This is a genomic window from Variovorax sp. ISS6 (genome assembly GCF_056523145.1).
Genome location: NZ_JAWRZC010000001.1, coordinates 2,497,863 through 2,523,840 on the forward strand (window position 1 = coordinate 2,497,863; position 25,978 = coordinate 2,523,840).

Genomic DNA, 25,978 nt, shown 5'->3' on the forward strand with positions numbered 1-25,978 from the left:
TTTTGCGTTCGGTTCAGGCCGCGACGGCGGGGCGGCCCTTGGCGGTGTAGGAGCGGCCGCGGAAGATCGCGACGCGCTCGCCGCGCTGGTTGGTGATCTCGGTGTCGTAGACGCCGGTGCGGCCGGCCTTCGAGACCTCGAAGCAGCGCGCGGTCAGCAGGTCGCCTTCGCGCGCCGGGGCGATGAAGTCGATCGCGAAGCCCGAGGCCACGGTCAGCTCGTTGTACGAGTTGCAGGCGAAGGCGAAGGCGGAATCGGCCAGCGTGGCCATGAAGCCGCCGTGGCAGATCGCATGGCCGTTGAGCATGTCGGGGCGCACGCGCATCTCGATCGTGGCCTGGCCGGGGCCGACCTCCACGATGCGCATGCCCAGGCCCTTGGAGGCGTTGTCGTTGGCGAACATGCCGTCGCGCACGTATTCGGCGGTCTGTTGCGGGGTGCGTTCGGTGCTCATGGCTCAGCGGTCCTTGAAGACGGGGGCGCGCTTGGCGCGGAAGGCCTCGACACCTTCGCGGTAGTCATTGGCGGCACCAAGCTCGCGCTGCAGGCGGGCCTCCTCGGCCAGTGCGGTGTCGAGGTCCATGGTCTGCGCGGCATTCATCGCGGCGCGCGTGGCGACCAGCGCGCGCGAGGGCATGGCGGCGAGCCGGCCCGCGAGCGCGGCGGCGGCGTCGGCCAGCGCGGCGTCGTCCACCACCTGCCAGATCAGGCCGATGCGCGCGGCTTCCTCGGCCGGCAGCTTGTCGCCGAGCATCGCGATGCCCAGCGCGCGCGCCGGGCCCACGAGCCGTGGCAGCAGCCAGGTGCCGCCGGTGTCGGGCACCAGGCCGATCTTGGTGAAGGCCTGGATGAAGCTGGCCGAACGCGCGGCGAGCACCAGGTCGCAGCACAGCGCGAGGTTGGCGCCGGCGCCGGCCGCCACGCCGTTGACCGCGGCGACCACGGGCACGGGCATGCTGCGGATGCGCTTGACGAGCGGGCCGTAGAGCTTCTCGATGACGTGGCCCAGGTCCTTGGGCGCGGCGCCGGGCGTGGTGTCGGGCGCGACCATCGGGTCGGCGAGGTCCTGGCCGGCGCAGAAGGCGCGACCGGCGCCGGTCAGCACCACGCAGCGCACGTCGGCATCGGCCGCGGCCGCTTCGAGCGCCGCCAGCAGTTCGGCGTGCAGTTCGCTCGTGAAGCTGTTGAGCGCCGCGGGGCGGTTGAGGCTCAGTGTGCGGACGGCGCCGGCATTGCCGACGAGGACCAGGGGTTCCGACATGGGCTTGTCTCTCATCTGTGTGGGGGATGACTTCGGGTCAATTACTATTGACCGACCGTTCGGTAGATTTTAGGATCGCGAACGAATCCGGCACAAGTCCAAAGCATTCAGGGAAAACCCTGAATTGCGAGACGGAGGACCGGCACCCCACAGGAGACCGCACCCATGCCCAGCTACGCCATCGACGGCGTGATCCCCGTCGTCGACCCCACCGCCTACGTGCATCCGTCCGCCGTGCTGATCGGCGACGTGATCGTGGGCCCGAACTGCTATGTCGGCCCCTGCGCCAGCCTGCGCGGCGATTTCGGCCGCATCGTGCTCGAGGAGGGCTCGAACCTGCAGGACAACTGCTGCGTGCACGGCTTTCCCGACAACGACACGGTGATCGAGGTCAACGGCCACATCGGCCACGGCGCGATCCTGCACAGCTGCGTGGTGCGGCGCGACGCCATGGTGGGCATGAACGCCGTGGTGATGGACGAGGCCGAGATCGGCGAGAAAGCCATCGTGGCCGCCAGCGCCTTCGTGCCGGCCGGCATGAAGGTGCCGCCGCGCACGCTGGTGGCGGGCATGCCCGCGCGCGTGAAAAGAGAACTGAGCGAGGCCGAGATCGCGTGGAAGCTCGAGGGCACGCAGGTCTACCAGGCGCTCGCGGTGCGCAGCCTCGCGACGATGCGCGAGGTCGAGCCGCTGGCACAGGTCGAGGCCGGGCGGCCGCGGCTGCCTTCGATCGACGTCAAGCCGCTGATCGCGACCAGGCGCAGCTAGGATCGCGCGCTGCCCGTCACACCCCCTCAACGCCAGAACAGAAAGAACACCGATGCCCAGAGGAAGATCCGCCAGCTACGACGACCAGCGCGAGCTCATCCTCGAGCGGGCCGCGCGGCTGTTCGCGCGCCAGGGCTACCCGGCCACCTCGATGAACCAGGTGGCCGAGGCCTGCAATCTCTCGAAGGCCACGCTCTACCACTACTACAAGGACAAGCGCAGCCTGCTGATCAGCATCGCCGAGACGCACGTCTCCAAGCTGGCGGCGCTGGTGGCCGAGGAGGAGGCCTCGACGCAGACCGACGAGGAGCGGCTACGGCGCTTCATCTACCGCATCGTCGAGGAGTACGCGGGCGCGCAGGACGCGCACCGGGTGCTGACCGACGACGTGCGCTTCCTCGAGGAAGAAGACCGCGAGCGCGTGCTCGACAAGGAGCGCGAGGTGGTCGCGGGTTTCGCGCGCGCGGTGGCCGCGCTGCGCCCGGGCACGCCGAGCGACGACCTGGCCAAGCCGCTGACCATGCTGCTGTTCGGCATGATCAACTGGATGTTCACCTGGATGAAGCCCGGCGGCCAGCTCGACCATGCCTCGATCGCGCCGGTGGTGGCCGATCTGTTCCTCGGCGGCATCGGTGCCGTGAAGGCACCGCCGGCGCACGCGAAGAAGAAGCCGAAGCCGGCCGCCTGAAGGGCGCCGCCCGGCGGCCGCTTCAAAGAATCCGGTTGAACCAGAGCAGCGAGAGCCCGGCCGACAGCAGCGTGAGCACCGCGGCGCCGAGCGCGAACAGCGCCGAGATCTCGGTTTCCTTCTTCTCGACCGTGAGCCGCGAGCTCAGCGTCTCGTAGACCTTCTTGAGGTCGGCGGCGGTGCCGGCATAGAAGTAGTCGGCCTGGGTCTTGCTGGCGACGGCCTTGAGGGTTTCCTCGTCGAGCCGCACGCGCATCGACCAGCCCTCGAAGCCGATGGTCTCGCCGTCGACCGTGCCGATGCCCACGGTGTAGATGCGCACGCCGCGGTCGGCCGCGGCCTTGGCCGCGTCGAGCGGATCGACGCCGGTGGTGCGCTGGCCGTCGGTCAGCATGATGATCGCGGCCGAGGTGAAGGAGCCCGGCGCGACCGGCGTGAATTCCTTGGCCGGCTTGTCGGCCTGGTCGATGGCCACGCCGCGCTGGCGGCTCGGCGCGCTGAACTGCGAGACGTCGATGCCGGCCTCGGGGAACAGGGTGGCGAGCGACACCACGATGGCATTGCCGGTGGCCGTGGCGCGCTGCAGCTGGAAGCTGTCGATCGCGGTCACGAGGTCGTCGTGGTTGGTGGTGGGCAGCTGCGCCACCTGCGCGCTGCCCGCGAAGGCGACGATGCCGACCTTCACGTTGCGCGGCAGGTCCTTGATGAAGCTCTTGGCGGCATCCTGCGCCGCCACCAGCCGGTTGGGCTGCACGTCGGCCGCGCGCATGCTGCCCGAGACGTCCATCGCGAGGATGATGGTCTGCTGGTTCGACGGCAGCATCACCACCGCCATCGGCCGCGCGGCCGCCACCAGCATCGCTGCCAGCGCGAGCAGGAACAGGAAGGGCGGCACATGGCGCCGGATGCTCTGGCCGGTGCCCATCGCCTCGCGCACGATCGACAGGCTGGCGTAGCGCACCGCGAGCTTCTTCTTGCGGCGCAGCAGCCAGAGGTAGAGCAGCACCAGCAGCGGGAGCGCCAGCAGCAGCCAGAGGAATTGGGGCCAGAGGAAGGTCACGGCGAAATCCTCGCGCTCGTCGTCGCCAACGTCAACTCGATATACCCGATGGTCGTCATGCAGCCACCGCCTTTACAGGACGCGAGGCACCCGAAGTGCGCACGCGCCGCTTGCGCATGTCGGCGAAACGCACGATCGCCTCGACCAGGTCGTCGGCGGTCGACAGCTCCAGCGTGTCGACGCCGGCACGGGCCAGCGCGCCGCGCAGCGCATCCTCGCGTTCGCGGGCGATGCGCGCGAAGCGGCGGCGAAAACCGGCATCGTGGGTGTCGACCCAGAGCTGCTCGCCGGTCTCGGCATCGCGCAGCGGCACCAGGCCCAGGTCGGGCATGTCGAGCTCGAGCGGGTCGAACAGGCGCACGGCCACCACCTCGTGGCGCTGCACCAGCTGGCCCAGCGGCTTCTCCCAGCCGGGCTCGCTGAGGAAGTCGGACACCACGAACACGGTCGAGCGGCGCGGCATCAGGGTGGCGGCCGACTTCAGCAGGTCGTCGAGCCGGGTCATGCCCTTCTGCGGCGGCGCCTTGTCGGCCTGGCCGGCGCGGCGCTCCATCGCATGCAGCAGGTGCAGCACATGGCGCCGGCCGCTGCGCGGCGGGATCACGGCTTCGAGATCATGGCCGTAGACCAGCGCGCCGACGCGGTTGCCGTGGCGCGTGAGCAGCCGTGCCAGCACGCCGACGAAGCCGGCCGAGATCTCGCGCTTGGCCTTCAGGCCCGAGCCGAAGTCGACCGAGCGGCTCAGGTCGAGCACGAACCAGGCCGACATCTCGCGGTCTTCGGTGAAGACGCGCACGTGCGGCGTCTGCAGCCGCGCCGTGACGTTCCAGTCGATGTGGCGCACGTCGTCGTGCAACTGGTATTCGCGCAGGTCGGCCAGGTCGAGGCCGGTGCCGCGCATCAGCGTGCGGTAGTCGCCCTGCAGCAGGCCGTCGAGCCGGCGGATCACGGTCCATTCGAGGCGGCGCAGCGCGCGCTCGGCGCCGCCGGCCTCGAGCGCGGGGCGTTCGTCGTTCGCGGCGGCCTCGGGGGCCTTGCGCCACCAGCTTTTCTTCATGGCGGGTCGTGTCGTGCGGTGCGGTTTCAGGCGGCGAGCTTCTCGTGCTCGAGCGGCTTCGGCGGCGCGGGCACCGCCCGCATGATCTTCTCGATCAGGCCATCGGGCGTCAGGCCCTCGGACAGGCCCTCGTAGGACAGCGTCACGCGGTGGCGCAGCACGTCGGGCACCAGCGCCGTCATGTCCTCGGGCAGCGCATAGCTGCGCCCGCGCAGCAGCGCCAGGGCGCGCGCGCCCTCGGTCAGGCTGATGCTCGCGCGCGGGCTGGCGCCGAAGGTGATGAAGCGGCCCATGTCCTTGAGTCCGTGCTTGTCGGGTGTGCGCGTGGCCGAGACCAGCTTCACCGCATACTGGATCAGCGAGGGATCGACGTACACGCGCCGCGCCTCGGCCTGCAGCGAAGCGAGCTGCTCGGTGGTGGCGACCGGCACGGCCTCGACCGGCGCGCCGATCACGCGCTGCACGATCACGAACTCCTCCTCGTCGGTCGGGTAGTCGACCAGCACCTTCATCATGAAGCGGTCGACCTGCGCCTCGGGCAGCGGATAGGTGCCCTCGGTCTCGATCGGGTTCTGCGTCGCCATCACGAGGAAGGGGCGCGGCACCTTGTGCGTCTCGCCCGCGATCGTGACCTGGCGCTCCTGCATCACCTCGAGCAGCGCGCTCTGCACCTTGGCCGGCGCGCGGTTGATTTCGTCGGCCAGCAGCAGGTTGGCGAACACCGGGCCCAGCGAGGTGCTGAAGTCGCCGGTCTTCTGGTTATAGATGCGCGTGCCCACGAGGTCGGAGGGGACCAGGTCGGGCGTGAACTGGATGCGCTTGAACTGGCCTTGCACGGTGTCGGCCAGCGTCTTCACGGTCAGCGTCTTGGCGAGGCCCGGCACGCCCTCGACCAGCAGGTGGCCGCCCGCGAGCATCGCGACCATCACGCGCTCGAGGAAGCGGTCCTGGCCCACCACCACGCGCTTCACCTGGTAGAGGATCTGCTCCATCAGCTCGGCGGTGCTGGCGGGCGTGGCGAAGGAGGAGGTCTCGGTGCTGCTCATTCGGGGCTCTTTCTGGATCGGATGAAAGGAAGAGGAAGGCGGGTCAGAACGGCGGCGAGCCGGCCGCCGAGGCGGCGTTCTCGATCGGCACCGCGAAGCCGATGCCGATGAAGGTGCGCTGCTGCGTGGGATTGAGGATGGCAGTGACGATGCCGAGCACCTCGCCGTCCATGTTGACCAGCGGGCCGCCCGAATTGCCGGGGTTGGCTGCCGCGTCGAACTGGATCAGGTTGCCGAGCTCCTGCTTGCCCTCGGGCGAGCGGAACGAGCGCTTGAGGCCCGACACCACGCCGGCCGACACCGAGGGGCCGATGCCGAAGGGAAAGCCCACCGCCGCCACCTGGTCGCCGGGGCGGAGGTCGGCGGTCGAGCGCATCACGGCGGGGATCAGGTCGTCGGGGATCTTCTGCGCCTGCAGCACCGCGAGGTCGTTCTCGGGCTGCACGCCGGTGATGACGGCCGGCGCCTCCAGGCCGTCGGCGAAGGTCACCTTGATGGTCTCGGAGCCCGCGACCACGTGCAGGTTGGTGAGGATCACGCCCTTGTCGACGATCACCACGCCGGTGCCCACGCCGCGCTCGACCTGGCCCGGCGGGCCGTCGTCGGCCGGCGCCTCGGGCGACTTGCCCTTGGCCATGTTGCGGCCGCGCTTCTGAGTCTTCGCCTCGGGCGTGGCCTTCTCTGAACCGTAGCCGACCACGCGCACCACCGAGGGCCGCACGATGTCGGCGGCCTTGGCGGCGGGCGAGGGCAGGGTGTTGGTCTGCAGCGTGCGCAGCACGGCCGCGTCGATGTCCTTCTGCGTGAGCTGGCGCGTGTTGCCGCGCTGCCACCAGGCCGCGCCGCCGGCCGCGAGGGCCGCGCACAGCGCGAGGCTCAGCAGCGCGAAGCTGCGGCGCCCGGGTTGCCAGCGCTGGCGCGCGGCGGCGGGCTGCGGCGCCACGGGATCGGCGCCGACCTGCCCGGAGGCCCCGTCGTCGGACTCGATCGGCGTGCGTGGCGAGCGGCTGTACATGGCGGGCCTGCGCATGGGTGCACCTCCGGCAAAAGGATGTCGCGTGGTGGGTGTCACGCGATGAGCGTGATGAAAAGCACGGTAGCACGCTTTCTTCTGCCTTGCATCCCTTCGGGCATCATGACGCGATGGCTCTTTTCGTCGACACCCACTGCCACCTCGACGCGCCCGAATTCGGTGCGCAGATGCCCGAGATCCGCGCCCGCGCGGCCGAGCGGGGCGTCGCGCTGTGCGTGATCCCGGCCGTGGCCGCCTTCAATTTCGCGACCGTGCGTGAGCTGGCAGAGCGCCAGGGCGACGCCTATGCGCTGGGCATCCATCCGCTGTGCACGGGCGAGGCCAGGGAAGAGGACCTGGCCCTGCTCGACGCCGAGCTGGGCGCGCGGCGCGGCGACCCGCGGCTGGTGGCGGTCGGCGAGATCGGGCTCGACTACTTCGTCGAGCACCTCGACGACGACAAGCAACAGCACTTCTTTCACACACAGTTGCAATTGGCGCGCAAGCACGACCTGCCGGTGCTGATCCATGTGCGGCGCTCGGTCGACAAGGTACTCAAGCATCTGCGGCAGACCGCCGGCGGGAAGCCGTGGCGCGGCATCGCGCATGCCTTCAACGGCAGCGAACAGCAGGCGCAAGCCTGCATCGCGCTCGGGCTCAAGCTGGGCTTCGGCGGCGCCGTGACCTTCGAGCGCGCGCTGCAACTGCGCCGGCTCGCGGCCACCTTGCCGATCGAGGCGCTGGTGATGGAGACCGACGCGCCCGACATCCAGCCGCACTGGCTCTACCGCACGCAGGCGCAGCGCGACGCGGGCGAGCCGCAGGGCCGCAACGAGCCCGGCGAGCTGCCGCGCATCGCCGATGTGGTGGCTCGATTGCGCGGCATCGGCGTGGATGAACTGGCCGAAAAAACCACGCGCAATGCCATCGAGGCGATGCCGAAGCTCCAAAGTCTTCCGGGCCTGTCGGAGGGGTCCTTACCCGGGCCGTAGGCCAATGCCTTGACTTGGGGCCAAGTGCTTTCCGGGCCTGCATTTGCTGTCATCCTTGAACCGTGGAGCTTCGTTGGACAGGGGTGGCGACCTTCGTCACCGATGTCGAACGACAACGGCTCCCAGCATTTCATCCAAGAAAAGGAGTTCATCCATGAAAGCAACTTTCGCTCGCACCCTCCCCGTCGTGCTCGCACTGGCCTTCGGTGCCGTGGGCATCTCCGCCGTGGCACAGACCACCGCACCCGCAACCGCCGAACCCACGACCACCGAAAAGGTGAAGGAAGCCGGCAAGGACGCCTACGACGCGACCAAGAACACCACCAAGAAGGCCGTGAACGCGACCGAGCGTGGTGCAGAGAAGGCCTGGGACGCGACCAAGCGCACCACCAAGAAGGCCGCCAACGCGACCGAGTCGGGCGCCGAGAAGACCTGGGACGCGACCAAGAAGACCACCAAGAAGGCCACCAACGCCACCAAGAAGGCCGCCACCAAGACCGGTGAAGTGGTCGAGAACGCCGGCCACAAGACGGCCGACGGCATGCGCAGCACGGGTCACGCCATCGGCGAGAAGATCCCGGGCACGGCCGAGAACGAAGCCGCCAAGAAGTAAGCAGACGGCACGCGCCGCGCCCTCGGGCCGGCACGGTCGATATGGAAACCCGCTGCGGCGGGTTTTTCTTTTGGGGCGCGCCACGCCCGTCCCGGCCGATCGCTTGCGGCCAGAATGCGCATCCATGCCCAGATCCAGACCCCCCGCAAGCCCGGCCCCGACCGAGCGCGAAGCCACCCCCGGGCCGTTGCTCACAGGACTTGCGCCGATCGTTTCGCCCGCCACCGTGCTGCTGATCCTCGGCAGCTTCCCGGGCGCGAGATCGCTCGAGCTGCAGCAGTACTATGCGCATCCCCAAAACCAGTTCTGGAAAATCTTGCAAGCCTTGTGGCCCCACGACCCTCTCCCCACGGGAGTAGATAGCTATCGAAAGCGTAGCGATTGGCTGATCGAGCACGGCCTCGGCGTGTGGGACGTCTATGCGGCCTGCGAGCGCGAGGGCAGCCTCGATTCGGCGATCCGCGCGGCCGTGCCCAACGACATCGCGGCGCTGCGGCTGCCGAAGCTGGCGGCCGTGGCCCACAACGGCGGCGAGAGCTTCAAGCACGCCCGGCACACCCGAACCCTGGGCGTGCCGGTCCATCAACTGCCTTCCACCAGCCCGGCCAATGCGTCGTGGAGCTTCGAGCGCAAGCTCGCCGCATGGCGCGAGGTGTTCTCTGTCCACGGACTGGTCTGACCCGATGGCCGCACGCAAGCAATCCACTTCCCGCCTTCCCGCCGAACTGCCCGAGGTCAACTTCTCCGACTGGGGCGACATCCGCTACCTGCACCTGGGCACCGAATGGGTCCAGGGCTCGATGAAGCTGGACGCGCCCTACGAGATCGAGCTCGAGTACGTGCAGCGCATGATGGCCTGGCTGCTGTTCGTCGACGGCACCGGCATCGGCAACCGCCATGCGATGCAACTCGGCCTGGGCGCGGCCACGCTCACCAAGTTCTGCCGCAAGACCTTGCGCATGCGCACCACCGCGGTCGAGCTCAACCCGCAGGTGGTGTCGGCCTGCCGCGGCTGGTTCAAGCTGCCGCCCGACGATGCCAAGCTGCGCGTGGTCATCGCCGACGCGGCCGAGGAGATCCGCCGGCCCGAATGGCAGGGCACGGTCGATGCGCTGCAGGTCGATCTCTACGACCACGAGGCCGCGGCGCCGGTGCTCGACAGCGAGGACTTCTATGCCGACTGCCGCGCGCTGCTCACCGAGGACGGCGCGATGACGGTCAACCTCTTCGGCCGCTCGTCGAGCTACGAGCGCAGCCTCGAGAAGATCCAGGCCGCCTTCGGCGCCGACGCGGTCTGGGCCTTCAAGCCGACGCGCGAGGGCAACACGGTGGTGCTCGCGCAGCGCCAGCCCAGCCGGCCCAGGCGCGAGGCGCTTGCCGAGCGTGCCCAAACCATCCAGACTCGCTGGGGCCTGCCCGCGCCCAAGTGGCTGCGGGTCTTCAAGCCGGTCCTTTCCATCTGAATCCATGAGCGCCGTTCCCGCTTCCGCCGCACCGGCCACCCGCCCCGAAGGGCCGCTCGAGCTGCGTCGCCTGATCGAATGGCTGGCCGCCGACGGCGTGATCTCGCCGCTGGAAGCCAAGCGCACCATCGCGCGCTGCGCCCAGGCCGAGAGCCGCCAGCATCCGCTGGTGCGGCTGGCCAATGTCGCGATGACGCGCGAGAGCGACAGCAAGCCGCTCGACCTCGAGACGCTCGCGCAGTGGCTCGCGGGTCGCGCGGGCCTGTCCTATCTGCGCATCGATCCGCTCAAGGTCGACGTGGGCAAGGTGGCCGACACCATGAGCGCGGCCTATGCCGAGCGCCACAAGGTGCTGCCGGTGCAGGTGCTGCCCAACGAGGTGGTGGTGGCCACGGCCGAGCCCTTCCTCACCGACTGGATCTCCGAGGTCGAGCGCCAGTCGCGGCGCACGGTGCGGCGCGTGGTCGCGAATCCGGCCGAGATCCAGCGCTACACGGCCGAGTTCTTCGCGCTCGCGAAATCGGTGCGCGCGGCGCAGAAGGCCGGCGGCAACACCGGCGGCGCGAGCTTCGAACAGCTGGTCGAGCTCGGCAAGAGCAACAGGCAGCTCGATGCCAACGACCAGAGCGTGGTGCAGGTGGTCGACTGGCTGTGGCAGTACGCCTTCGACCAGCGCGCGAGCGACATCCACCTCGAGCCGCGGCGCGACCAGGGCGTGATCCGCTTCCGCATCGACGGCGTGCTGCACCCGGCCTACCAGATGCCGATGGGCGTGATGAACGCGATGGTCGCGCGCATCAAGCTGCTGGGCCGCATGGACGTGGTCGAGAAGCGCCGCCCGCTCGACGGCCGCATCAAGACCCGCAACATGCGCGGCGAAGAGATCGAGATGCGGCTGTCGACCCTGCCCACGGCCTTCGGCGAGAAGATGGTGATGCGGATCTTCGACCCCGACACCGCGGTCAAGGACCTCGACGCGCTGGGCTTCGCGCAGCACGATGCGCAGCGTTGGGAGCAGCTCGTCACGCGGCCCAACGGCATCATCCTCGTGACCGGCCCGACCGGCTCGGGCAAGACCACCACGCTGTACTCCACGCTCAAGCGCGTGGCGACCGAGGAGGTCAACGTCAGCACGGTGGAAGACCCGATCGAGATGATCGAGCCTTCGTTCAATCAGACGCAGGTGCAACCGCAACTCGATTTCGGTTTCACCGAGGGCCTGCGCGCGCTGATGCGCCAGGACCCGGACATCATCATGGTGGGAGAGATCCGCGACCTCGCCACCGCCGAGATGGCGGTGCAGGCCGCGCTGACCGGCCACCTCGTGTTCAGCACCCTGCACACCAACGACGCGCCCAGCGCCATCACGCGGCTGATGGAGCTCGGCGTGCCTTCGTATCTCATCAATGCGGTGATGCTGGGCGTGCTCGCGCAGCGGCTGGTGCGCACGCTGTGCCCGCACTGCAAGCAGCCCGACGACGGCATCACGCGCGAGAAGCTCGAGGCCATCGTCAAGCCGTGGCAGATCACGGGCTCGGTGCGCGCCTACAAGCCGGTGGGCTGCGTCGACTGCCGCATGACCGGCTACATGGGCCGCATGGGCCTGTACGAACTGCTGAGCATCAGCGAGACCTTCCGCGCCGAGGTCACGAAGGAGCCCAACCTCGCCGCGCTGCGCCGCCAGGCCGTGGTCGACGGCATGCGGCCATTGCGCCTCGCGGGCGCATTGCGCGTGGCCGAGGGCCTGACCACGATCGAGGAAGTGCTGAGCGCGACCCCGCCGCTCGACGCTTGATGTGTCCCGGCGCAGCCTCGCGCCGAACACGAACTACCTACATTCGAGGCGCCCCGTGCACCGGGGTTATCCCTAAGTTCTCGATAGGTGGAACCCACATGAGGCTGACTTCCACCTGACTCCACAATCCCGCATCGAAATTTGTTCGAGGAGACTGTTCGTGAAAATCAAGAGTCAGAAAGACTTTTTCTCGGGCCTGATGTTCACCGTGGTCGGGGTCGCCTTCGCTTGGGGCGCCACCAACTACAGCGTGGGCACAGGCGCTCGCATGGGCCCCGGGTACTTCCCGCTGGTGCTCGGCATCCTGATGGCGGTGATCGGCCTGGGCATCATGTTCAGCGGCCTGACCGTCGAAACCACCGACGGCGAGAAGATCGGCAAGTGGGCCTGGAAGCAGGTGGTGCTGATTCTCGGCGCCAACCTGATGTTCGGCATCCTGCTCGGCGGCCTGCCGAGCATCGGCCTGCCGGCCATGGGGATGATCATCGCGATCTATGCGCTGGTGATCATCGCGAGTCTCGCGGGCCACGAGTTCAAGCTGCCCAGCGTGCTGATCCTGGCCACCGTGCTGGCCGTCGGCAGCTACGTGGCATTCATCTGGGCGCTCAAGCTCCAGATCCAGGTCTGGCCGACCTTCATCGGCTGAGGACGCAAGCACCATGGAACTCTTTCAAAACCTCTCGACCGGCTTCGGCGTCGCGTTCACCTTCACGAACCTGCTGTACTGCCTGGTCGGCTGTATCCTGGGCACGCTGATCGGCGTGCTGCCCGGCATCGGCCCCGTCGCGACCATCGCGATGCTGCTGCCCGCGACCTACGCACTGCCCCCGGTGTCGGCCCTCATCATGCTGGCCGGCATCTACTACGGCGCGCAGTACGGCGGCTCCACCACCGCGATTCTCGTGAACCTGCCAGGGGAGTCATCCTCGGTGGTGACAGTGATCGACGGCTACCAGATGGCGCGCAAGGGCCGGGCGGGGCCGGCGCTTGCCGCGGCGGGCCTGGGCTCGTTCTTCGCGGGCTGCGTGGGCACGCTGATCCTGGCCGCCTTCGCGCCGCCGCTGACCGAGCTGGCCTTCAAGTTCGGCCCGGCCGAGTACTTCTCGCTGATGATCCTGGGCCTGATCGGCGCCGTGGTGCTGGCTTCGGGCTCGCTGCTCAAGGCCATCGCGATGATCGTGCTGGGCCTGCTGCTGGGCCTGGTGGGCACTGACGTGAACTCCGGCGTGGCGCGCTTCAGCTTCGACATCCCCGAACTGACCGACGGCATCGGCTTCGTGGCCATCGCCATGGGCGTGTTCGGCTACGGCGAAATCATCGCGAACCTCTCGCGTCCCGACGAAGAGCGCGAAGTGTTCACCGCCAAGGTGAAGGGCCTGTTCCCGACCAAGGAAGACTTCAAGCGCATGGTGCCCGCGGTGCTGCGCGGCACGGCCCTGGGCTCGGCCCTGGGCATCCTGCCCGGCGGCGGTGCGCTGCTGGCGGCCTTCGCGGCCTACACCATCGAGAAGAAGACCAAGCTGAAGCCGGGCGAAGTGCCCTTCGGCAAGGGCAACATCCGTGGCGTGGCGGCTCCCGAGTCGGCCAACAACGCCGGCGCGCAGACCTCCTTCATTCCGCTCTTGACGCTGGGCATTCCGCCCAACGCCGTGATGGCGCTGATGGTGGGCGCGATGACGATCCACAACATCCAGCCCGGCCCGCAGGTGATGACCAGCAACCCCGAGCTGTTCTGGGGCCTGATCGCCTCGATGTGGATCGGCAACGCGATGCTGATCATCCTGAACCTGCCGCTGATCGGCATGTGGATCAAGCTGCTGTCGGTGCCCTACAAGTACCTGTTCCCGGCGATCGTGCTGTTCTGCGCGATCGGCGTGTACTCGACCAACAACAACACCTTCGACATCTGGATGGTGGGCATCTTCGGCTTCGTGGGCTACACCTTCTTCAAGCTCGGCTGCGAACCCGCGCCGCTGCTGCTGGGCTTCATCCTGGGCCCGATGATGGAAGAGAACCTGCGCCGCTCGCTGCTGCTGTCGCGCGGCGACTGGAGCGTGTTCATCACGCGTCCGATCTCCGCCGGCCTGCTGGCTGCCGCCTTGCTGCTGCTCGTGATCGTGCTGCTGCCGGCCGTGAAGTCGAAGCGCGAGGAAGCCTTCGTCGAGGAGTGATCGACGACTGCCCGGCATGCGTGCCGGGCTCGTTCCAGCCAACGGCGCCTGCGGGCGCCGTTCGTTTTTGGCGAAGGCCGTTCAGCCCTTCGCCGCGCGCGGCTTCAGGTGCTGCCGCGCGATGTCGAGGAAGGCCATCGCCGCCGGGCTCAGCGGATGCTTGGCCAGCCGCACCGCCACCAGCGGGTATTCGAGCACCGGCCGCGTGACCGAGAGCGCGCGCAGGTTCGGCGGCATCAGCACCTCCACGTAGCGCGGCAGCAGCGCCACGCCCGCGCCGGCCTGGATCAGGCCGAAGGCGGTGGAGAGCATCGACACGTGGTGCGCCACCTGCGGATAGACATTGGCCACGCTCGAGAGCTGCCGGCTCACCGCGCGCCAGACGTTGGCGTCGGGGTTGACGTGGATGAAGGGCAGGGCCTCGAGCTGCCGCGCCTCGATGCTGGTGCGCTGCGCGAGCGGATGGTCCTCGCGCACGAACAGCGCCATGCGCTCGACGAACAGCGGCTCGGTCGCGAGCTCCGAATGCGCCTGGCCGATGTCGGAGCCGAAGCCCAGGTCGGCCTCCTGCGAGAGGATGCGCGAGATCATCTGCTCGGCGGTGCTGTCGAGCAGCGTGGTGGCCAGCTTGGGGTGCTTGTGCGCGAAGCGCCCGAGCAGCGGCGGCATCAGCGCGCCGGCCGTGAGATGGCCCACCGCCAGCACCACGCGGCCCTCGCGCAACTGCGCCTGCGAGCGGCAGGCATTGACCGATTCATCGATCAGCCGCAGCGCGCGCACGGCCGTGTCGACCATCATCTGGCCGGCATCGGTCATGCGGATGCGCCGCCCGCGCACCACCAGCGGCTGGCCGAGGTCCTCCTCCATGCGCTTGACGAGGTGGCTGATGGCCGGCTGGGTCAGCTGCAGGCTCTCGGCGGCCAGCGTGAAGCTGCCCGTTTCGGCCACCGCCGCGAGCGCGCGAAGCTGCTGCAGCGAAACCTCCTCGGCGGCGATCCGTGCCATAAATTGTGCTCATAGTTGAATAAGCAGGATTATCTGGCTTGATGCGCCCGCGCTGCTTAGCATCGAATGTTCGCCATCTTGCGAAGGGAATCCAGCACCATGCAACGCCACCAGTTTCTCCACGGCCTCGCGGCCGCCTTCGCCGCGCTGTGCCTGGCCGCGCCGGCCACCGGCCTCGCGCAGGGCTACCCCAACAAGCCGATCCGCCTTGTCGTGCCCTTTCCCGCGGCCGGTGCCACCGACCTGTTCGCGCGCACGCTGGGCCAGAAGATGGGCGAGAAGCTGGGCACCACGCTGGTGGTCGACAACAAGCCCGGCGCCGGCGGCGCCATCGGCTCCGACATCGCGGCCAAGGCCGCGCCCGACGGCTACACGCTGCTGCTGGCCACCACCAGCACGCACTCGATCGGCCCGGCCATCACCAGTCGCCTGCCCTACGACACGGTGCGCGACTTCACGCCGATCGCGCACGTGGGCGACGCGCCGAGCATCATGCTGGTGCCCGTGAACTCGCCCGCGAAGACGGTGCGCGAGTGGATCGACTACGCGAAGAAGAACCCCGGCAAGCTCAACTACGCCTCGAGCGGCAACGGCACCATCGTGCAGCTCACGGCCGAGCTGTTCAAGGCGCAGGCCGGCGTGTTCGTCACCCACATCCCCTACAAGGGCACGGCGCTCGCGATCCCCGACCTGATCAGCGGCAAGGTCGACGTGCTGTTCGATTCGCTGCCCACCGGCATGCCGCACGTGCGCGACGGCCGGCTGCGCGCGCTGGGCGTGACCTCGCTCAAGCGCAGCCCGCTGGCGCCCGAGCTGCCACCGATCGCCGACACGCTGCCGGGCTACGAATCGAACACCTGGTTCGGCTTCTACGGCCCCAAGGGCCTGCCGGCCGATCTCGTGGCGCGCGTGAACAAGGCCGCCAACGAGGCACTGGCCGACCCCGAGGTCAAGGACAAGCTGTCGCGCCTGGGCATCGAGCCCGCCACGGCCGGCACGCCCGAGCAGTTCGCGAAGATGGTGGCCGCCGACGCCGCCAAGTGGAAGAAGATCGTCGTCGAACGCAAGATCACCAACGACTGAAGACACACGAGAGCACCACCGCCATGAACTTCGATTTCGGCAACCCCTACACCTCCACCCGCATCCCGGTGTTCGCGCGCAACGTTGTGTCGACCTCGCATCCGCTGGCCGCGCAGGCCGGCCTGCGCATCCTGCAGCAGGGCGGCAACGCGGTCGACGCGGCGGTCGCCACCGCGGCCGTCATGACCTTGGTCGAGCCCGTGAGCAACGGCCTGGGCAGCGATGCCTTCTGCATCCTGTGGGACGGCAAGGCACTGCACGGCCTCAATGCCTCGGGCCCCGCGCCCAAGGCCTGGACGCCCGAGTACTTCAAGGCCAAGTACGGCGCCGACGCCGCCACCCCGCCGATGCGCGGCATCGATTCGGTCACCGTGCCGGGCGCGGTGCGCGGCTGGGCCGCGCTCAGCGAGCGCTTCGGCAAGCTGCCCTTCGCCGACCTGATGGCGCCGGCCATCGACATCGCCGAGCGCGGCTACCTGGTGCCGCCGGTGGTGCAGGGCAAGTGGCTCGCGGCCACGCCGCTGCTGCAATCGCAGCCGGGCTTCGCGCAGGCCTTCCTGCCCTGGGGCCGCGCGCCCGAGGTCGGCGAACTGTTCCGCTTCGCCGCCGCCGCGCGCGCGCTCAAGGCCATCGCCCGTACCAAGGGCGAGGCCTACTACACGGGCGAGATCGCCGAGGCGCTCGCGAAGTTCTCCCAGGAGCAGGGCGGCGCGCTCACCGTGGCCGACCTCGCGGCCTACCAGCCCGAGTGGGTCACGCCGATCTCGCGCGACTACCGCGGCCACACGCTGCACGAGATCCCGCCCAACGGCCAGGGCATCGCGGCGCTGATCGCGCTGGGCATCCTCGAGAAGTTCGACATCGCCTCGCTGCCGGTCGACTCGGTGGAGTCGCAGCATCTTCAGATCGAGGCCATGAAGCTGGCCTTCGCCGACGTCTACCGCTACGTGTCGGAGCGCGGAACCATGGAGGTCACGACCGAGCAGATGCTCGACGATGCCTACCTGGCCTCGCGCGCGCGGCTGATCGACCGCAGCAAGGCGCAGGACTTCAAGGCCGGCAACCCCGTGAAGGGCGGCACCATCTACCTCACCGCGGCCGACGAGAGCGGCATGATGGTGAGCTTCATCCAGAGCAACTACATGGGCTTCGGCTCGGGTTGCGTCGAACCCGAGTTCGGCATCAGCCTGCAGAACCGCGGCCACGGCTTCAGCCTCAAGGCCGAGAGCCCGAACGTGGTGGCACCGGGCAAGCGCCCGTTCCACACCATCATCCCGGCCTTCCTCACCAGGGACGGCCAGCCGGTGATGAGCTTCGGCGTGATGGGCGGCAACATGCAGCCCCAGGGCCACATGCAGACGCTGGTGCGCATGCTCGACTACAAGCAGAGCCCGCAGGCCGCCTGCGACGCGCCGCGCTGGCGCTTCAACGCGGGTCTGGAGATCAACGTCGAGGCCGCGATGAACCCCGCCACCGTGCAGGGCCTGCGCGGGCTGGGCCATCACCTCGAGGTCATCAACGACTCCTACCAGGACTTCGGTGCCGGCCAGTTCATCTGGCGCGCGGGCGATCCCTCGGTCGAGGGCTACGTGGCCGCCAGCGATCCGCGCCGAGACGGAGCGGCAGCAGGGTATTGAGCTTTCACGCGATGATCGGGGGATGACCAAGACGGCCGCGAGCACCGGCATTCCCCTTCCAGACGGCGCGAAGAGCATCGCGCCCGGCCTCGTCCTCGCCTCGCTGGGCGCGATCGCGTTCAGCGGCAAGGCGATCATCGTCAAGCTGGCCTACCGCCACGGCGTCGATGCCGTGACGCTGATCATGCTGCGCATGCTGTTCGCGCTGCCGCTGTTCGCGCTCATGGCCTGGTGGGCCGGGCGCGGCAAGCCCGCCTTGAGCGTTCGCGACTGGCTCGGCGTGATCGGGCTGGGCTTCTCGGGCTACTACCTCGCGAGCTTCCTCGACTTCGCCGGCCTGGCCTACATCTCGGCCAGCTTCGAGCGGCTGATCCTCTATCTCAATCCCACGCTGGTGCTGTTCTTCGGCTGGGTGCTGTACCGCCGCCGCGTCACGCGGCCGCAGCTCGTCGGCATGGTCATCAGCTACGCGGGCGTGCTGCTGGTGTTCGGCCACGAACTGCTGGCCGGCGAGAGCAAGGGCGGCGGCCTCGCGGCGGCCTGGGGCGCGTTCCTGGTGTTCCTCAGCGCGGTGAGCTATGCGGGCTACCTGGTCTACAGCGGCGAATTCGTGCAGCGCCTCGGTTCGCTGCGGCTGGTGGGCCTCGCGACCACCGTGGCCTGCCTGTTCTGCCTCGCGCAGTTCGCGCTGCTGCGGCCACTCGGCGCGGCGCTGCAGGTGGCGCCCGAGGTGATCTGGCTGTCGGTGCTCAACGCCACCCTGTGCACCGCGGTGCCGGTGCTGATGGTGATGATGGCGATCGAGCGCATCGGGCCGGCCATCGCCGCCCAGACCGGCATGATCGGACCGCTGTCGACCATCCTCATGGGCGTGGTCATACTCGGCGAACCGTTCACCGCCTGGATCGCCGCCGGCACGGCGCTGGTGATCGCGGGCATCTTCGTTTTCACGCGCAAGGGCCGCTGAGGCCGTCGCGCTTTTCTTCTTTCTCTTCTGGAGTCGAACAAATGGATCTGGGCATTGCAGGCAAGACCGCGCTGGTGTGCGGCGCGAGCAAGGGGTTGGGCTACGGCTGCGCCGAGGCGCTGGTGCGCGAGGGCGTCAACGTGGTGATCGTGGCGCGCGGCGCCGAGGCGCTCGAGGCGGCCGCCAAGCAGCTGGCCGACGCGGCCACGGCCGCGGGCACGCCGGCTCCCTTCGTCAAGGCCGTGGCGGCCGACATCACGACCGAGGCCGGCCGCGCCGCGGTGTTCGCGCTGGGCCATGCCTTCGACATCGTGGTCACCAATGCCGGCGGCCCGCCGCCCGGCGACTTCCGCAACTGGGAGCGCGAGGACTGGATCAAGGCGGTCGACGCCAACATGCTCACGCCGATCGAGCTCATCAAGGCCACGGTCGACGGCATGGCCGAGCGCGGCTTCGGGCGCATCGTCAACATCACCTCGAGCTCGGTGAAGTCGCCGATCGAGGTGCTGGGCCTGTCGAACGGCGCGCGCAGCGGCCTCACCGGCTTCGTGGCCGGCGTGGCGCGCAGCAGTGTCGCGGCCAAGGGCGTGACCATCAACAACCTGCTGCCCGGCTCCTTCGAGACCGACCGCCTCAAGGGCACGATGAGCGGCGCGGCGCAGAAGTCGGGCCTGGACTTCGACACCGTGTGGGAGAACCGCAAGAAGTCCGTGCCCGCGCGCCGCTTCGGCACGCCGGCCGAGTTCGGTGCCATCTGCGCCTTCCTGTGCAGCGTGCAGGCCGGCTACATGACCGGGCAGAACGTGCTGGCCGATGGCGGTGCCTACCCCGGCACCTACTGAGCCGGACCGGGCATCACGCGGAACGAAGAATTCGCGGGGCAAGAAGATGAGCAGGGAGTCGTTTCAGAAGATCACGCTGGTGTCCGTCACCGGCCTGCCGGATGCGCGCGGCGCCGCCATGGCGCTCGAACTGAGCCTGGCGCAGATGCCCGGCGCGCGCGCGCTGCTGTGCAGCCCGCAGGCGCCGGCCGATCTGGGCCGCGGCATCGCGCACCGCGCGATCGCGCCGCTCGATTACCACGAGTACAGCTGGTTCATCATGTTCGCGCTCTGGCGCCTGGTGGACACCGAGTTCGCGTTGATCGTGCAGGAAGACGGCTGGGTGCTCGACGCGGCCAACTGGAACGAGGCCTTCCTCGACCACGACTGCATCGGCGCGCCGATCCACCTCGCGCGAATCGAGCCGCCGCAGGGGCCGGCCTACTGGCGCAACCGCTTCGAATGGGCCGACGAGTACGCGCGGCCCGACCACCGCGTGACGCCGGTGCTCAACGGCGGCTTCAGCCTGCGCAGCCGGCGCTTCCTGCGCGCGCTGGTCGACCATCCCGAGATCCGCGTCGAGATTCCGCCGCCCGACGCGCTCGAGGGCGAGCCGCTGCGGATGCACTGGCACCACAACCCCTTGCTGGAAGACGTGCAGCTGACCGGCGTGCTGCGGCCGGCGCTCGAGGCCCGGGGCCTGCGCTTCGCGCCGGTCGAGCTGGCGCGCGAGTTCGCGATCGAGCATGCGGGCCCGCAGCTGCACCATGGCTTCGATGCGCTGAAGATCTTCGGCCATCACTCGAAGGTGCGTCGGCTGGTGTCGCTGTCGCCGCCCACGGTGCGTTCGCTGGTGCCGCTGTCGGAGCTCGACGGCTGGTACGGCGAGCGCGACCTGCTGACGATGTTCGAGCGCCGCGGCTACCGCATCGAGTTCCCGCCCGAGGCGCAGGCCGCGGCCGTGTCGCCCGGTCCCACGCGCAGGGTCTACGACTGCTTCACCTACAACGGCGAGGCCGACATCCTCGCGGCGCGGCTGCACGAGCTCGACGAGGTGGTCGACTGCTTCGTCGTGGTCGAGGCCGACCGCAGTTTCACCGGCGCGCCCAAGCCGCTGCGCTTCGATGCCGCCGATCCGCGCATCGCGGCCTTCCTGCCGCGCATCCGCCATGTGACGGTGCACGACATGCCCGAGGTCGACGCGGCCGCCGATGCGATCGCCGTGCCCGGCGACTGGCATGCCGACGCGCCGAAATCGGGCTTCTGGATCCGCGAGAAATTCCAGCGCAACCAGATCCTGCGCGGCCTGCACGACGCGGCGCCGCACGACCTGGTGATGGTCTCCGACGCCGACGAGATACCGCGCGCCGAAGTCGTGCGCGCCATGCGCGACGACCGCCGCCACGAGGTCTTCGGGCTGCGCCAGGCCTTCTATTACTTCTACGCCGACTACCGCAACGTGCGGGGCCCCGAGGCCGCCGCGATCTGGACCGTGGCGGCCACGCGCGCGCGGCTCGACGGCCTCACGCCCGACCAGCTGCGCCTGCGCGTGCGCAGCGGCGCCCAGCCCGCGCGGCTGATCGACGACGCGGGCTGGCACCTGTCGTACCTCGCGATGGACGAGGAGGCGGTGCGCGCCAAGATCCGCGGCTTCGCGCACCAGGAATACAACCGGCCCGAGCTGCTCGAGTCGCTCGACATTCCCGCGCTGCTGGCTTCGGGACGCGACCTCTATGACCGGCCCGGCTACGCGTGGCAACTGGTGGGCCGCGAGGAGGCGCCGCGCTGGCTGGCGAGCCAACCGGAACTGGCGCACCTGTTCGCGCCCGCCGCGCCGCCGCAGGCGCGCTATGCCAAGGAGTCGTACCTCACGGTCGAGCCGAGCCCGTTCGGCTTCTGGGAGCGGCATGCGAACCGCCGCATCCTGCAGGCCTACGCGCCCTTCATCCGGGGCCGCGTGCTCGACATCGGCTGCAACCACGGCGCGAGCACCTACTGGCTGCGCGAAAACCCGCGCGTGCGCGAAGTGGTCGGCGTGGACCTCAACGAACAGGCGCTGTCGCTGGCACGCGAACTCTTCGAAGCCGTGCCCCTGCCGAGCCTGTTCGTCGAGCACGACCTCACGGCCGACGGCCCGATCGTGCCGCCGGCCGACACCGTCGTGAGCTTCCATACGCTGGAGCACATCTACGCCGACGACGTGGCGGACTTCCTCTCGTCGGCGTGCCGGTCGCTGGTGCCGGGCGGCCACTTCGTGATCTCGATCCCCTACGACCGCGCCTATCCCGATCCCTGCCACGTGGGCTTCTACACCGAGGCCAGCCTGGCGCGGGCGATGGAAGCGGCGGGACTGGAAACCATCGAGTGCTTCAAGGACGACCGCTTCGACGAGAAGGGCCTGCTGACGGGCCTGTTCCGCAAGCCCTGAGCAGCGCGCGCGAGCGCTCGTTCAGCGCCGTGTCGACACCACGATCCCGCCCACGATCAGCACGAAGGCCGCGCCGTGGTACCAGTGCGGCGCCTCGCGCAGGAAGGCCGCCGACATCACGGCCGCGAACAGCGGCGTGAGGTTCATGAAGATGCCCGCCACCTGCGGGCCCGCGCGCTGCACGCCGGTGCCCCAGCAGCGGTAGGCCAGCACGGCCGGGCCGATGCCTATGAAGGCCATGGCGGCGGCCAGCGGCCAGCCCAGGTCGAGGTGGGCCGGCGTCAGCGCCCATTCGCCGGCCGCGAGCGCGCCCGACCAGGCGATGCCGAACACCAGCTGCGCCATCAGGAACGCGGCCCAGTCGCGCCGCAGCGCGGCGGGCTCGTGCGTGCGCGCGAGCAGCCAGCTGTAGAAGGCCCATGCGATGGTGCCGAGGATCATGTAGAGGTCGCCCGGCACCAGCCGCAGCGCCAGCAGCTGGCGCCATTCGCCGCGGCTGAGCACCAGCAGCACGCCGAGCATCGACAGCAGCGCGCCGCCGATCGCGCGCCCATGCGGGCGGGCGCCGAAGAACAGGCTGCCCACCGCCAGCATCCACAGCGGCAGGCTCGAGCCCACCAGCGTCACGTTGATCGGCGTGGAGGTCTGCAGCGCCAGGTACTGGAAGGCGTTGTAGAGACCGATGCCCAGCAGGCCCAGCAGCGCGTAGCGCTTCCAGTGCGCCCACAGCGGGCTCGCGGGCCGCAGCACCGGGGCCGCGAGCGGCAGCAGCAGCACGAAGGCGATCACCCAGCGCACGAAGTTCAGCGTGAGCGGCGACACCAGCTCGCGCACCAGGCGGCCGACCACCGCGTTGCCGGCCCACAGCAGCGGCGGCACGACGAGCAGGAGGACGGTCAGGGGCGTGAGGCGCTGCGGCTGTGACATGGGCGCCGACTCTAACGGCTGGATGCAATGACCCGTGTCGCCGCGGAAACCCCCAAACATGGCAGGATGCGCCTCTTCTTTTTTCGCGCGTGGAGACAGCACCGATGTTGAGCAAAGCCGTTCGTATCGACCGCCATGGCGGTCCCGAGGAACTGAAGATCGTCGAGGTCGAGGTCGGCGAGCCCGGCCCCGGCGAGATCCGCATCCGCCACAAGGCCGTGGGCCTGAACTTCATCGACACCTACCAGCGCAGCGGGCTCTATCCGTTCCAGATGCCGCTGCAGCTGGGCATGGAGGCCGCGGGCGTGGTCGAGGCGGTGGGCGAGGGCGTGACGCACCTGAAGGCCGGCGACCGCGCCGCCTATGCGAGCCAGCCGCCCGGCGCCTACAGCGAGCTGCGCGTGATGCCCGCCAAGTGCGTCTGCAAGCTGCCCGACGACATCTCCTTCGAGACCGGCGCGGCCATGATGCTCAAGGGCCTGACCACGCAGTACCTGCTGAAGAAGACGCTGCCGGCCGAGGGCCTGCAGCCCGGCGACTTCGTGCTGTTCCATGCCGCGGCCGGCGGCGTCGGCCTGATCGCCTGCCAGTGGGCCAAGGCGCTGGGCCTGCAGCTGATCGGCACCGCCGGCAGCGACGCCAAGTGCCAGCTCGCGCTCGACCACGGCGCGGCGCACGCCATCAACTACGGCAGCGAGAACTTCACGGCCCGCGTCAAGGAGATCACCGGCGGCAAGGGCGTGAAGGTGGTCTACGACTCGGTCGGCAAGGACACCTTCGAGGGCTCGCTCGACTGCCTGCGTCCCTTCGGCCTGCTGGCCATGTTCGGCAACGGCTCGGGCCCGGTGCCGCCGGTCAACCTCGGCGTGCTGGCGGCCAAGGGCTCGCTGTACCTGACGCGCCCCACGCTGTTCTCGCACCTGGCCACGCGCGAGAGCACGCAGGCGATGGCGGACGACCTGTTCGCCATCGTGCAGAGCGGCGCGGTGAAGATCCCGATCGTGCAGCGCTATGCGCTGGACGACGTGCAGCAGGCGCACCGCGACCTCGAGGCGCGCAAGACCACGGGCTGCACGATCCTCACGCTCTGAGCGGCGCCCCGGCCTTGTCCTACCCGGGCAGGGGTGTCATGCCTGCGTCTTGTGGCGGGCGCACTTTGTAGCCTCGTTGGCAACAAAGCCCCGCCGGCCATCCCGCCTGATCGGGATCGCCGCCCGCCGCCATGAGCACCGTCCGCACCTTCATCGTCGAAGACAACCCCACCATCCGCGAGAACCTCGTGGGCACCCTGCGCGAGGTGGCGCGGGTCGATCCGGTCGGCCTGGCCGACACCGAGGCCGAGAGCACGCGCTGGCTCACGCGCAACATGGCGTTGTGGGACCTGGCGATCGTCGACCTGTTCCTGAAGGACGGCACCGGCCTCAGCGTGCTGCAGGCCTGCCGCCACCGCGATCCGTCGCAGAAGATGGTGGTGCTGAGCAATCACGCCACGCCCGACATGCGCCGCCGCTGCCTGCAGCTCGGCGCCGACGCCGTGTTCGACAAGGCGACCGAGGTCGACGACCTGATCGACTACTGCCTGCGCTGCCGCCAGGCACGCTTCACGGCCGCCCCCACGGGCTATCCCCCACCGTCCGCGTCGCCTTCTTCGCGCCCCGCCGCCTCGACGGCGCACTAGCGCGAAAATACGGGTAATCCCTTATTCGAGCGATCGTCCCCGTCCCGGGGCCGGTCGCGCTTTGCCTTTCCATGTCCCGTTCCCGCCTCCTGCCCGACAACTTCACCCTCGCCCTGCTGTCGGTCGTCACCCTTGCGAGCCTCGTTCCCGCCAGCGGCCGTCCCGCCCAGTTCTTCGAGGGCCTGACCACGGTGGCCATCGGCCTGCTGTTCTTCCTGCACGGCGCCAAGCTCTCGCGCGAGGCGATCCTCGAGGGCATCACCCACTGGCGGCTGCACCTGCTGGTGTTCGCGAGCACCTTCGTGCTGTTCCCGCTGCTCGGGCTGGCGTTGAAGCCGGTGCTGGTGCCGCTGGTCACGCCCGAGCTCTACACCGGCGTGCTGTATCTGTGCGTGCTGCCGGCCACCGTGCAGTCGGCGATCGCCTTCACGGCGATGGCGCGCGGCAACATGCCGGCTGCGATCTGCAGTGCTTCGGCATCGACGCTGCTGGGGGTGTTCGTGACGCCGGTGCTGGTGGGGCTGGTGGTGTTGCCGCATGGCGGGCACGCGGCTTCGTCCTCGCTCGATGCGATCGGGCGGATCCTGCTGCAGCTGATGGTGCCGTTCGCGGCGGGGCATCTGCTGCGGCCCTGGATCGGGGGCTGGGTGAAGCGGCGTGCTTCGGTGCTGAAGTTCGTGGACCAGGGGTCGATCCTGCTGGTGGTCTATACGGCGTTCAGTGCTGCGGTGATCGAGGGGTTGTGGCGGCAGGTGCCGGGGCATGCGCTGGTGGGGTTGCTGGTGGTGTGTGCGGTGATCCTGGCGTTGGCGTTGAGCCTTACTACCTTGTTGGCGCGCAAGCTTGGCTTCGATACGGAGGACGAGATCACTATCGTGTTCTGCGGGTCGAAGAAGAGTCTGGCCAGCGGGATTCCGATGGCGAAGGTTCTGTTTGCTTCGCATGCGGTTGGCGCCATCGTTTTGCCGCTGATGTTGTTTCATCAGATGCAGTTGATGGTTTGTGCTGTGTTGGCGCAGAGGTATGCGCGGCGGCAGGTGCGTGTTGCTGTTGAGCCTGATGCATTGGGGGCTGCTACTTCCTCTAAATAGCGGTTTGCTTTTGCTGAGGCAGGAGCCGGGAATTCCGCCCGGCGGCGGACCTACTTTCTTTTGCTTCGCCAAAAGAAAGTAGGCAAAGAAAAGGCGACCCCACTGTCTGCGACCCGCAGCGAAGCTGCGGGCAACCTGCGGTGCTCGCGTTTCGCGGGGTCTCGCAGAACTCGCTTCGCTCAAACAGCTGCGAGCCCTGATCCGCGAAACGCTGCGCTCCTCGGCGCAGCCAGAGGGGGTGGGTCGGGCCGTCGCTTCGCTCGGCCTCGGTGAAAGGTCCAGGGCCTACGCATGCGCACTCACCACACAAGGACGCGCCACGGCGCGTTGACCCTCATCCCCTCTGGCTGTGCCGAGGAGCGCAGGAGAAAGCGGGATAAGGGCCGCAGCTGTCTGAGCGCAACGAAGTGGAGCG

At 69.0% G+C, this 25,978-nt stretch carries 25 protein-coding genes; 17 read left to right on the forward strand and 8 right to left on the reverse strand.

Annotated features, from left to right (window positions below):
* Window positions 1-13: 13 nt before the first annotated feature.
* Both paaI and AC1HIL_RS11395 read right to left on the reverse strand, forming a co-directional pair.
* Window positions 14-454 carry a hydroxyphenylacetyl-CoA thioesterase PaaI gene (gene paaI, locus AC1HIL_RS11390; protein ID WP_479671832.1) on the reverse strand — a complete coding sequence of 147 codons (441 nt, stop codon included), beginning with the start codon at window positions 452-454 and terminating at the stop codon, window positions 14-16.
* Window positions 455-457: 3 nt separating this feature from the next.
* Window positions 458-1,261 (reverse strand): enoyl-CoA hydratase-related protein, encoded by an 804-nt coding sequence (locus tag AC1HIL_RS11395; protein WP_479671833.1) that lies wholly within the window; start codon window positions 1,259-1,261, stop codon window positions 458-460.
* A 165-nt stretch (window positions 1,262-1,426) separates the two neighbouring features.
* On the opposite strand from AC1HIL_RS11395, the gene AC1HIL_RS11400 reads away from it, so the two are divergent.
* Window positions 1,427-2,029, forward strand: coding sequence for a phenylacetic acid degradation protein PaaY (locus AC1HIL_RS11400; RefSeq protein ID WP_057593744.1), 603 nt, complete (start codon window positions 1,427-1,429; stop codon window positions 2,027-2,029).
* A gap of 52 nt (window positions 2,030-2,081) precedes the next feature.
* On the forward strand, window positions 2,082-2,717 hold the full coding sequence (locus tag AC1HIL_RS11405; protein WP_057593745.1) for a TetR/AcrR family transcriptional regulator: 636 nt from the start codon (window positions 2,082-2,084) through the stop codon (window positions 2,715-2,717).
* Window positions 2,718-2,739: 22 nt separating this feature from the next.
* On the opposite strand, the gene AC1HIL_RS11410 is transcribed toward AC1HIL_RS11405, so the two are convergent.
* The 4 genes from AC1HIL_RS11410 to AC1HIL_RS11425 are packed head-to-tail and all read right to left on the reverse strand — an operon-like array spanning window position 2,740 to window position 6,910.
* Entirely contained in the window at window positions 2,740-3,777 is a 1,038-nt protein-coding gene (locus AC1HIL_RS11410; RefSeq protein ID WP_057593746.1) for a VWA domain-containing protein, read from the reverse strand.
* A 55-nt stretch (window positions 3,778-3,832) separates the two neighbouring features.
* Entirely contained in the window at window positions 3,833-4,834 is a 1,002-nt protein-coding gene (locus tag AC1HIL_RS11415; RefSeq protein WP_413764289.1) for a DUF58 domain-containing protein, read from the reverse strand.
* A 26-nt stretch (window positions 4,835-4,860) separates the two neighbouring features.
* Window positions 4,861-5,880, reverse strand: coding sequence for an AAA family ATPase (locus AC1HIL_RS11420; protein ID WP_057593748.1), 1,020 nt, complete (start codon window positions 5,878-5,880; stop codon window positions 4,861-4,863).
* A 43-nt stretch (window positions 5,881-5,923) separates the two neighbouring features.
* Window positions 5,924-6,910 carry a S1C family serine protease gene (locus AC1HIL_RS11425; RefSeq protein WP_479671834.1) on the reverse strand — a complete coding sequence of 329 codons (987 nt, stop codon included), beginning with the start codon at window positions 6,908-6,910 and terminating at the stop codon, window positions 5,924-5,926.
* A 113-nt stretch (window positions 6,911-7,023) separates the two neighbouring features.
* Between AC1HIL_RS11425 and AC1HIL_RS11430 the strand changes: the two genes are divergently transcribed.
* The 7 genes from AC1HIL_RS11430 to AC1HIL_RS11460 all read left to right on the forward strand — a co-directional run bounded on the left by AC1HIL_RS11430 (window position 7,024) and on the right by AC1HIL_RS11460 (window position 13,926).
* The gene (locus AC1HIL_RS11430; protein WP_261210042.1) at window positions 7,024-7,884 is read left to right on the forward strand and encodes a TatD family hydrolase; all 861 of its coding nucleotides are present in this window, start codon (window positions 7,024-7,026) and stop codon (window positions 7,882-7,884) included.
* 154 nt (window positions 7,885-8,038) lie between these two features.
* Complete coding sequence (locus tag AC1HIL_RS11435) at window positions 8,039-8,497, forward strand: hypothetical protein (RefSeq protein ID WP_057593751.1); 459 nt, start codon at window positions 8,039-8,041, stop codon at window positions 8,495-8,497.
* A gap of 124 nt (window positions 8,498-8,621) precedes the next feature.
* Window positions 8,622-9,176, forward strand: coding sequence for a DNA-deoxyinosine glycosylase (locus AC1HIL_RS11440; protein ID WP_057593752.1), 555 nt, complete (start codon window positions 8,622-8,624; stop codon window positions 9,174-9,176).
* Between the two features lie 4 nt (window positions 9,177-9,180).
* Window positions 9,181-9,960 (forward strand): class I SAM-dependent methyltransferase, encoded by a 780-nt coding sequence (locus tag AC1HIL_RS11445; RefSeq protein ID WP_296741606.1) that lies wholly within the window; start codon window positions 9,181-9,183, stop codon window positions 9,958-9,960.
* Between the two features lie 4 nt (window positions 9,961-9,964).
* Window positions 9,965-11,755: a type IV pilus assembly ATPase TfpB gene (gene tfpB, locus AC1HIL_RS11450; protein ID WP_413764285.1), complete on the forward strand. Its 1,791-nt coding sequence runs from the start codon at window positions 9,965-9,967 to the stop codon at window positions 11,753-11,755.
* A 160-nt stretch (window positions 11,756-11,915) separates the two neighbouring features.
* Window positions 11,916-12,401 (forward strand): tripartite tricarboxylate transporter TctB family protein, encoded by a 486-nt coding sequence (locus AC1HIL_RS11455; protein WP_057593755.1) that lies wholly within the window; start codon window positions 11,916-11,918, stop codon window positions 12,399-12,401.
* Window positions 12,402-12,414: 13 nt separating this feature from the next.
* The gene (locus AC1HIL_RS11460; RefSeq protein ID WP_057593756.1) at window positions 12,415-13,926 is read left to right on the forward strand and encodes a tripartite tricarboxylate transporter permease; all 1,512 of its coding nucleotides are present in this window, start codon (window positions 12,415-12,417) and stop codon (window positions 13,924-13,926) included.
* Window positions 13,927-14,007: 81 nt separating this feature from the next.
* Here AC1HIL_RS11460 and AC1HIL_RS11465 read toward each other — a convergent pair whose 3' ends face one another.
* Window positions 14,008-14,931: a LysR family transcriptional regulator gene (locus AC1HIL_RS11465; RefSeq protein ID WP_479671835.1), complete on the reverse strand. Its 924-nt coding sequence runs from the start codon at window positions 14,929-14,931 to the stop codon at window positions 14,008-14,010.
* A 99-nt stretch (window positions 14,932-15,030) separates the two neighbouring features.
* On the opposite strand from AC1HIL_RS11465, the gene AC1HIL_RS11470 reads away from it, so the two are divergent.
* Genes AC1HIL_RS11470 through AC1HIL_RS11490 form a run of 5 tightly spaced genes read left to right on the forward strand, consistent with a single transcriptional unit; the run spans window position 15,031 to window position 21,867 of the window.
* Window positions 15,031-16,014 carry a Bug family tripartite tricarboxylate transporter substrate binding protein gene (locus AC1HIL_RS11470; protein WP_057593758.1) on the forward strand — a complete coding sequence of 328 codons (984 nt, stop codon included), beginning with the start codon at window positions 15,031-15,033 and terminating at the stop codon, window positions 16,012-16,014.
* Between the two features lie 23 nt (window positions 16,015-16,037).
* The gene (locus AC1HIL_RS11475) at window positions 16,038-17,651 is read left to right on the forward strand and encodes a gamma-glutamyltransferase family protein (protein ID WP_479671836.1); all 1,614 of its coding nucleotides are present in this window, start codon (window positions 16,038-16,040) and stop codon (window positions 17,649-17,651) included.
* A gap of 22 nt (window positions 17,652-17,673) precedes the next feature.
* Window positions 17,674-18,618 carry a DMT family transporter gene (locus tag AC1HIL_RS11480; protein ID WP_479671837.1) on the forward strand — a complete coding sequence of 315 codons (945 nt, stop codon included), beginning with the start codon at window positions 17,674-17,676 and terminating at the stop codon, window positions 18,616-18,618.
* Window positions 18,619-18,659: 41 nt separating this feature from the next.
* Complete coding sequence (locus AC1HIL_RS11485) at window positions 18,660-19,460, forward strand: SDR family oxidoreductase (RefSeq protein ID WP_057593761.1); 801 nt, start codon at window positions 18,660-18,662, stop codon at window positions 19,458-19,460.
* A gap of 46 nt (window positions 19,461-19,506) precedes the next feature.
* A complete protein-coding gene (locus AC1HIL_RS11490) occupies window positions 19,507-21,867 on the forward strand; it encodes a DUF5672 family protein (RefSeq protein WP_479671838.1) in 2,361 nt (786 codons plus the stop codon).
* Between the two features lie 21 nt (window positions 21,868-21,888).
* On the opposite strand, the gene AC1HIL_RS11495 is transcribed toward AC1HIL_RS11490, so the two are convergent.
* Complete coding sequence (locus tag AC1HIL_RS11495) at window positions 21,889-22,794, reverse strand: DMT family transporter (RefSeq protein ID WP_057593762.1); 906 nt, start codon at window positions 22,792-22,794, stop codon at window positions 21,889-21,891.
* Window positions 22,795-22,898: 104 nt separating this feature from the next.
* Here AC1HIL_RS11495 and AC1HIL_RS11500 point away from each other — a divergent pair, with 104 nt between their 5' ends.
* From AC1HIL_RS11500 to AC1HIL_RS11510, 3 genes are all read left to right on the forward strand, one after another.
* Window positions 22,899-23,885, forward strand: coding sequence for a quinone oxidoreductase family protein (locus tag AC1HIL_RS11500; RefSeq protein ID WP_479671839.1), 987 nt, complete (start codon window positions 22,899-22,901; stop codon window positions 23,883-23,885).
* Window positions 23,886-24,016: 131 nt separating this feature from the next.
* A complete protein-coding gene (locus tag AC1HIL_RS11505) occupies window positions 24,017-24,472 on the forward strand; it encodes a response regulator (RefSeq protein WP_057593763.1) in 456 nt (151 codons plus the stop codon).
* Between the two features lie 71 nt (window positions 24,473-24,543).
* Window positions 24,544-25,563, forward strand: a complete 1,020-nt coding sequence (locus AC1HIL_RS11510; protein ID WP_057593764.1) for a bile acid:sodium symporter family protein — start codon at window positions 24,544-24,546, stop codon at window positions 25,561-25,563.
* The last annotated feature ends 415 nt before the right edge of the window (window positions 25,564-25,978 follow it).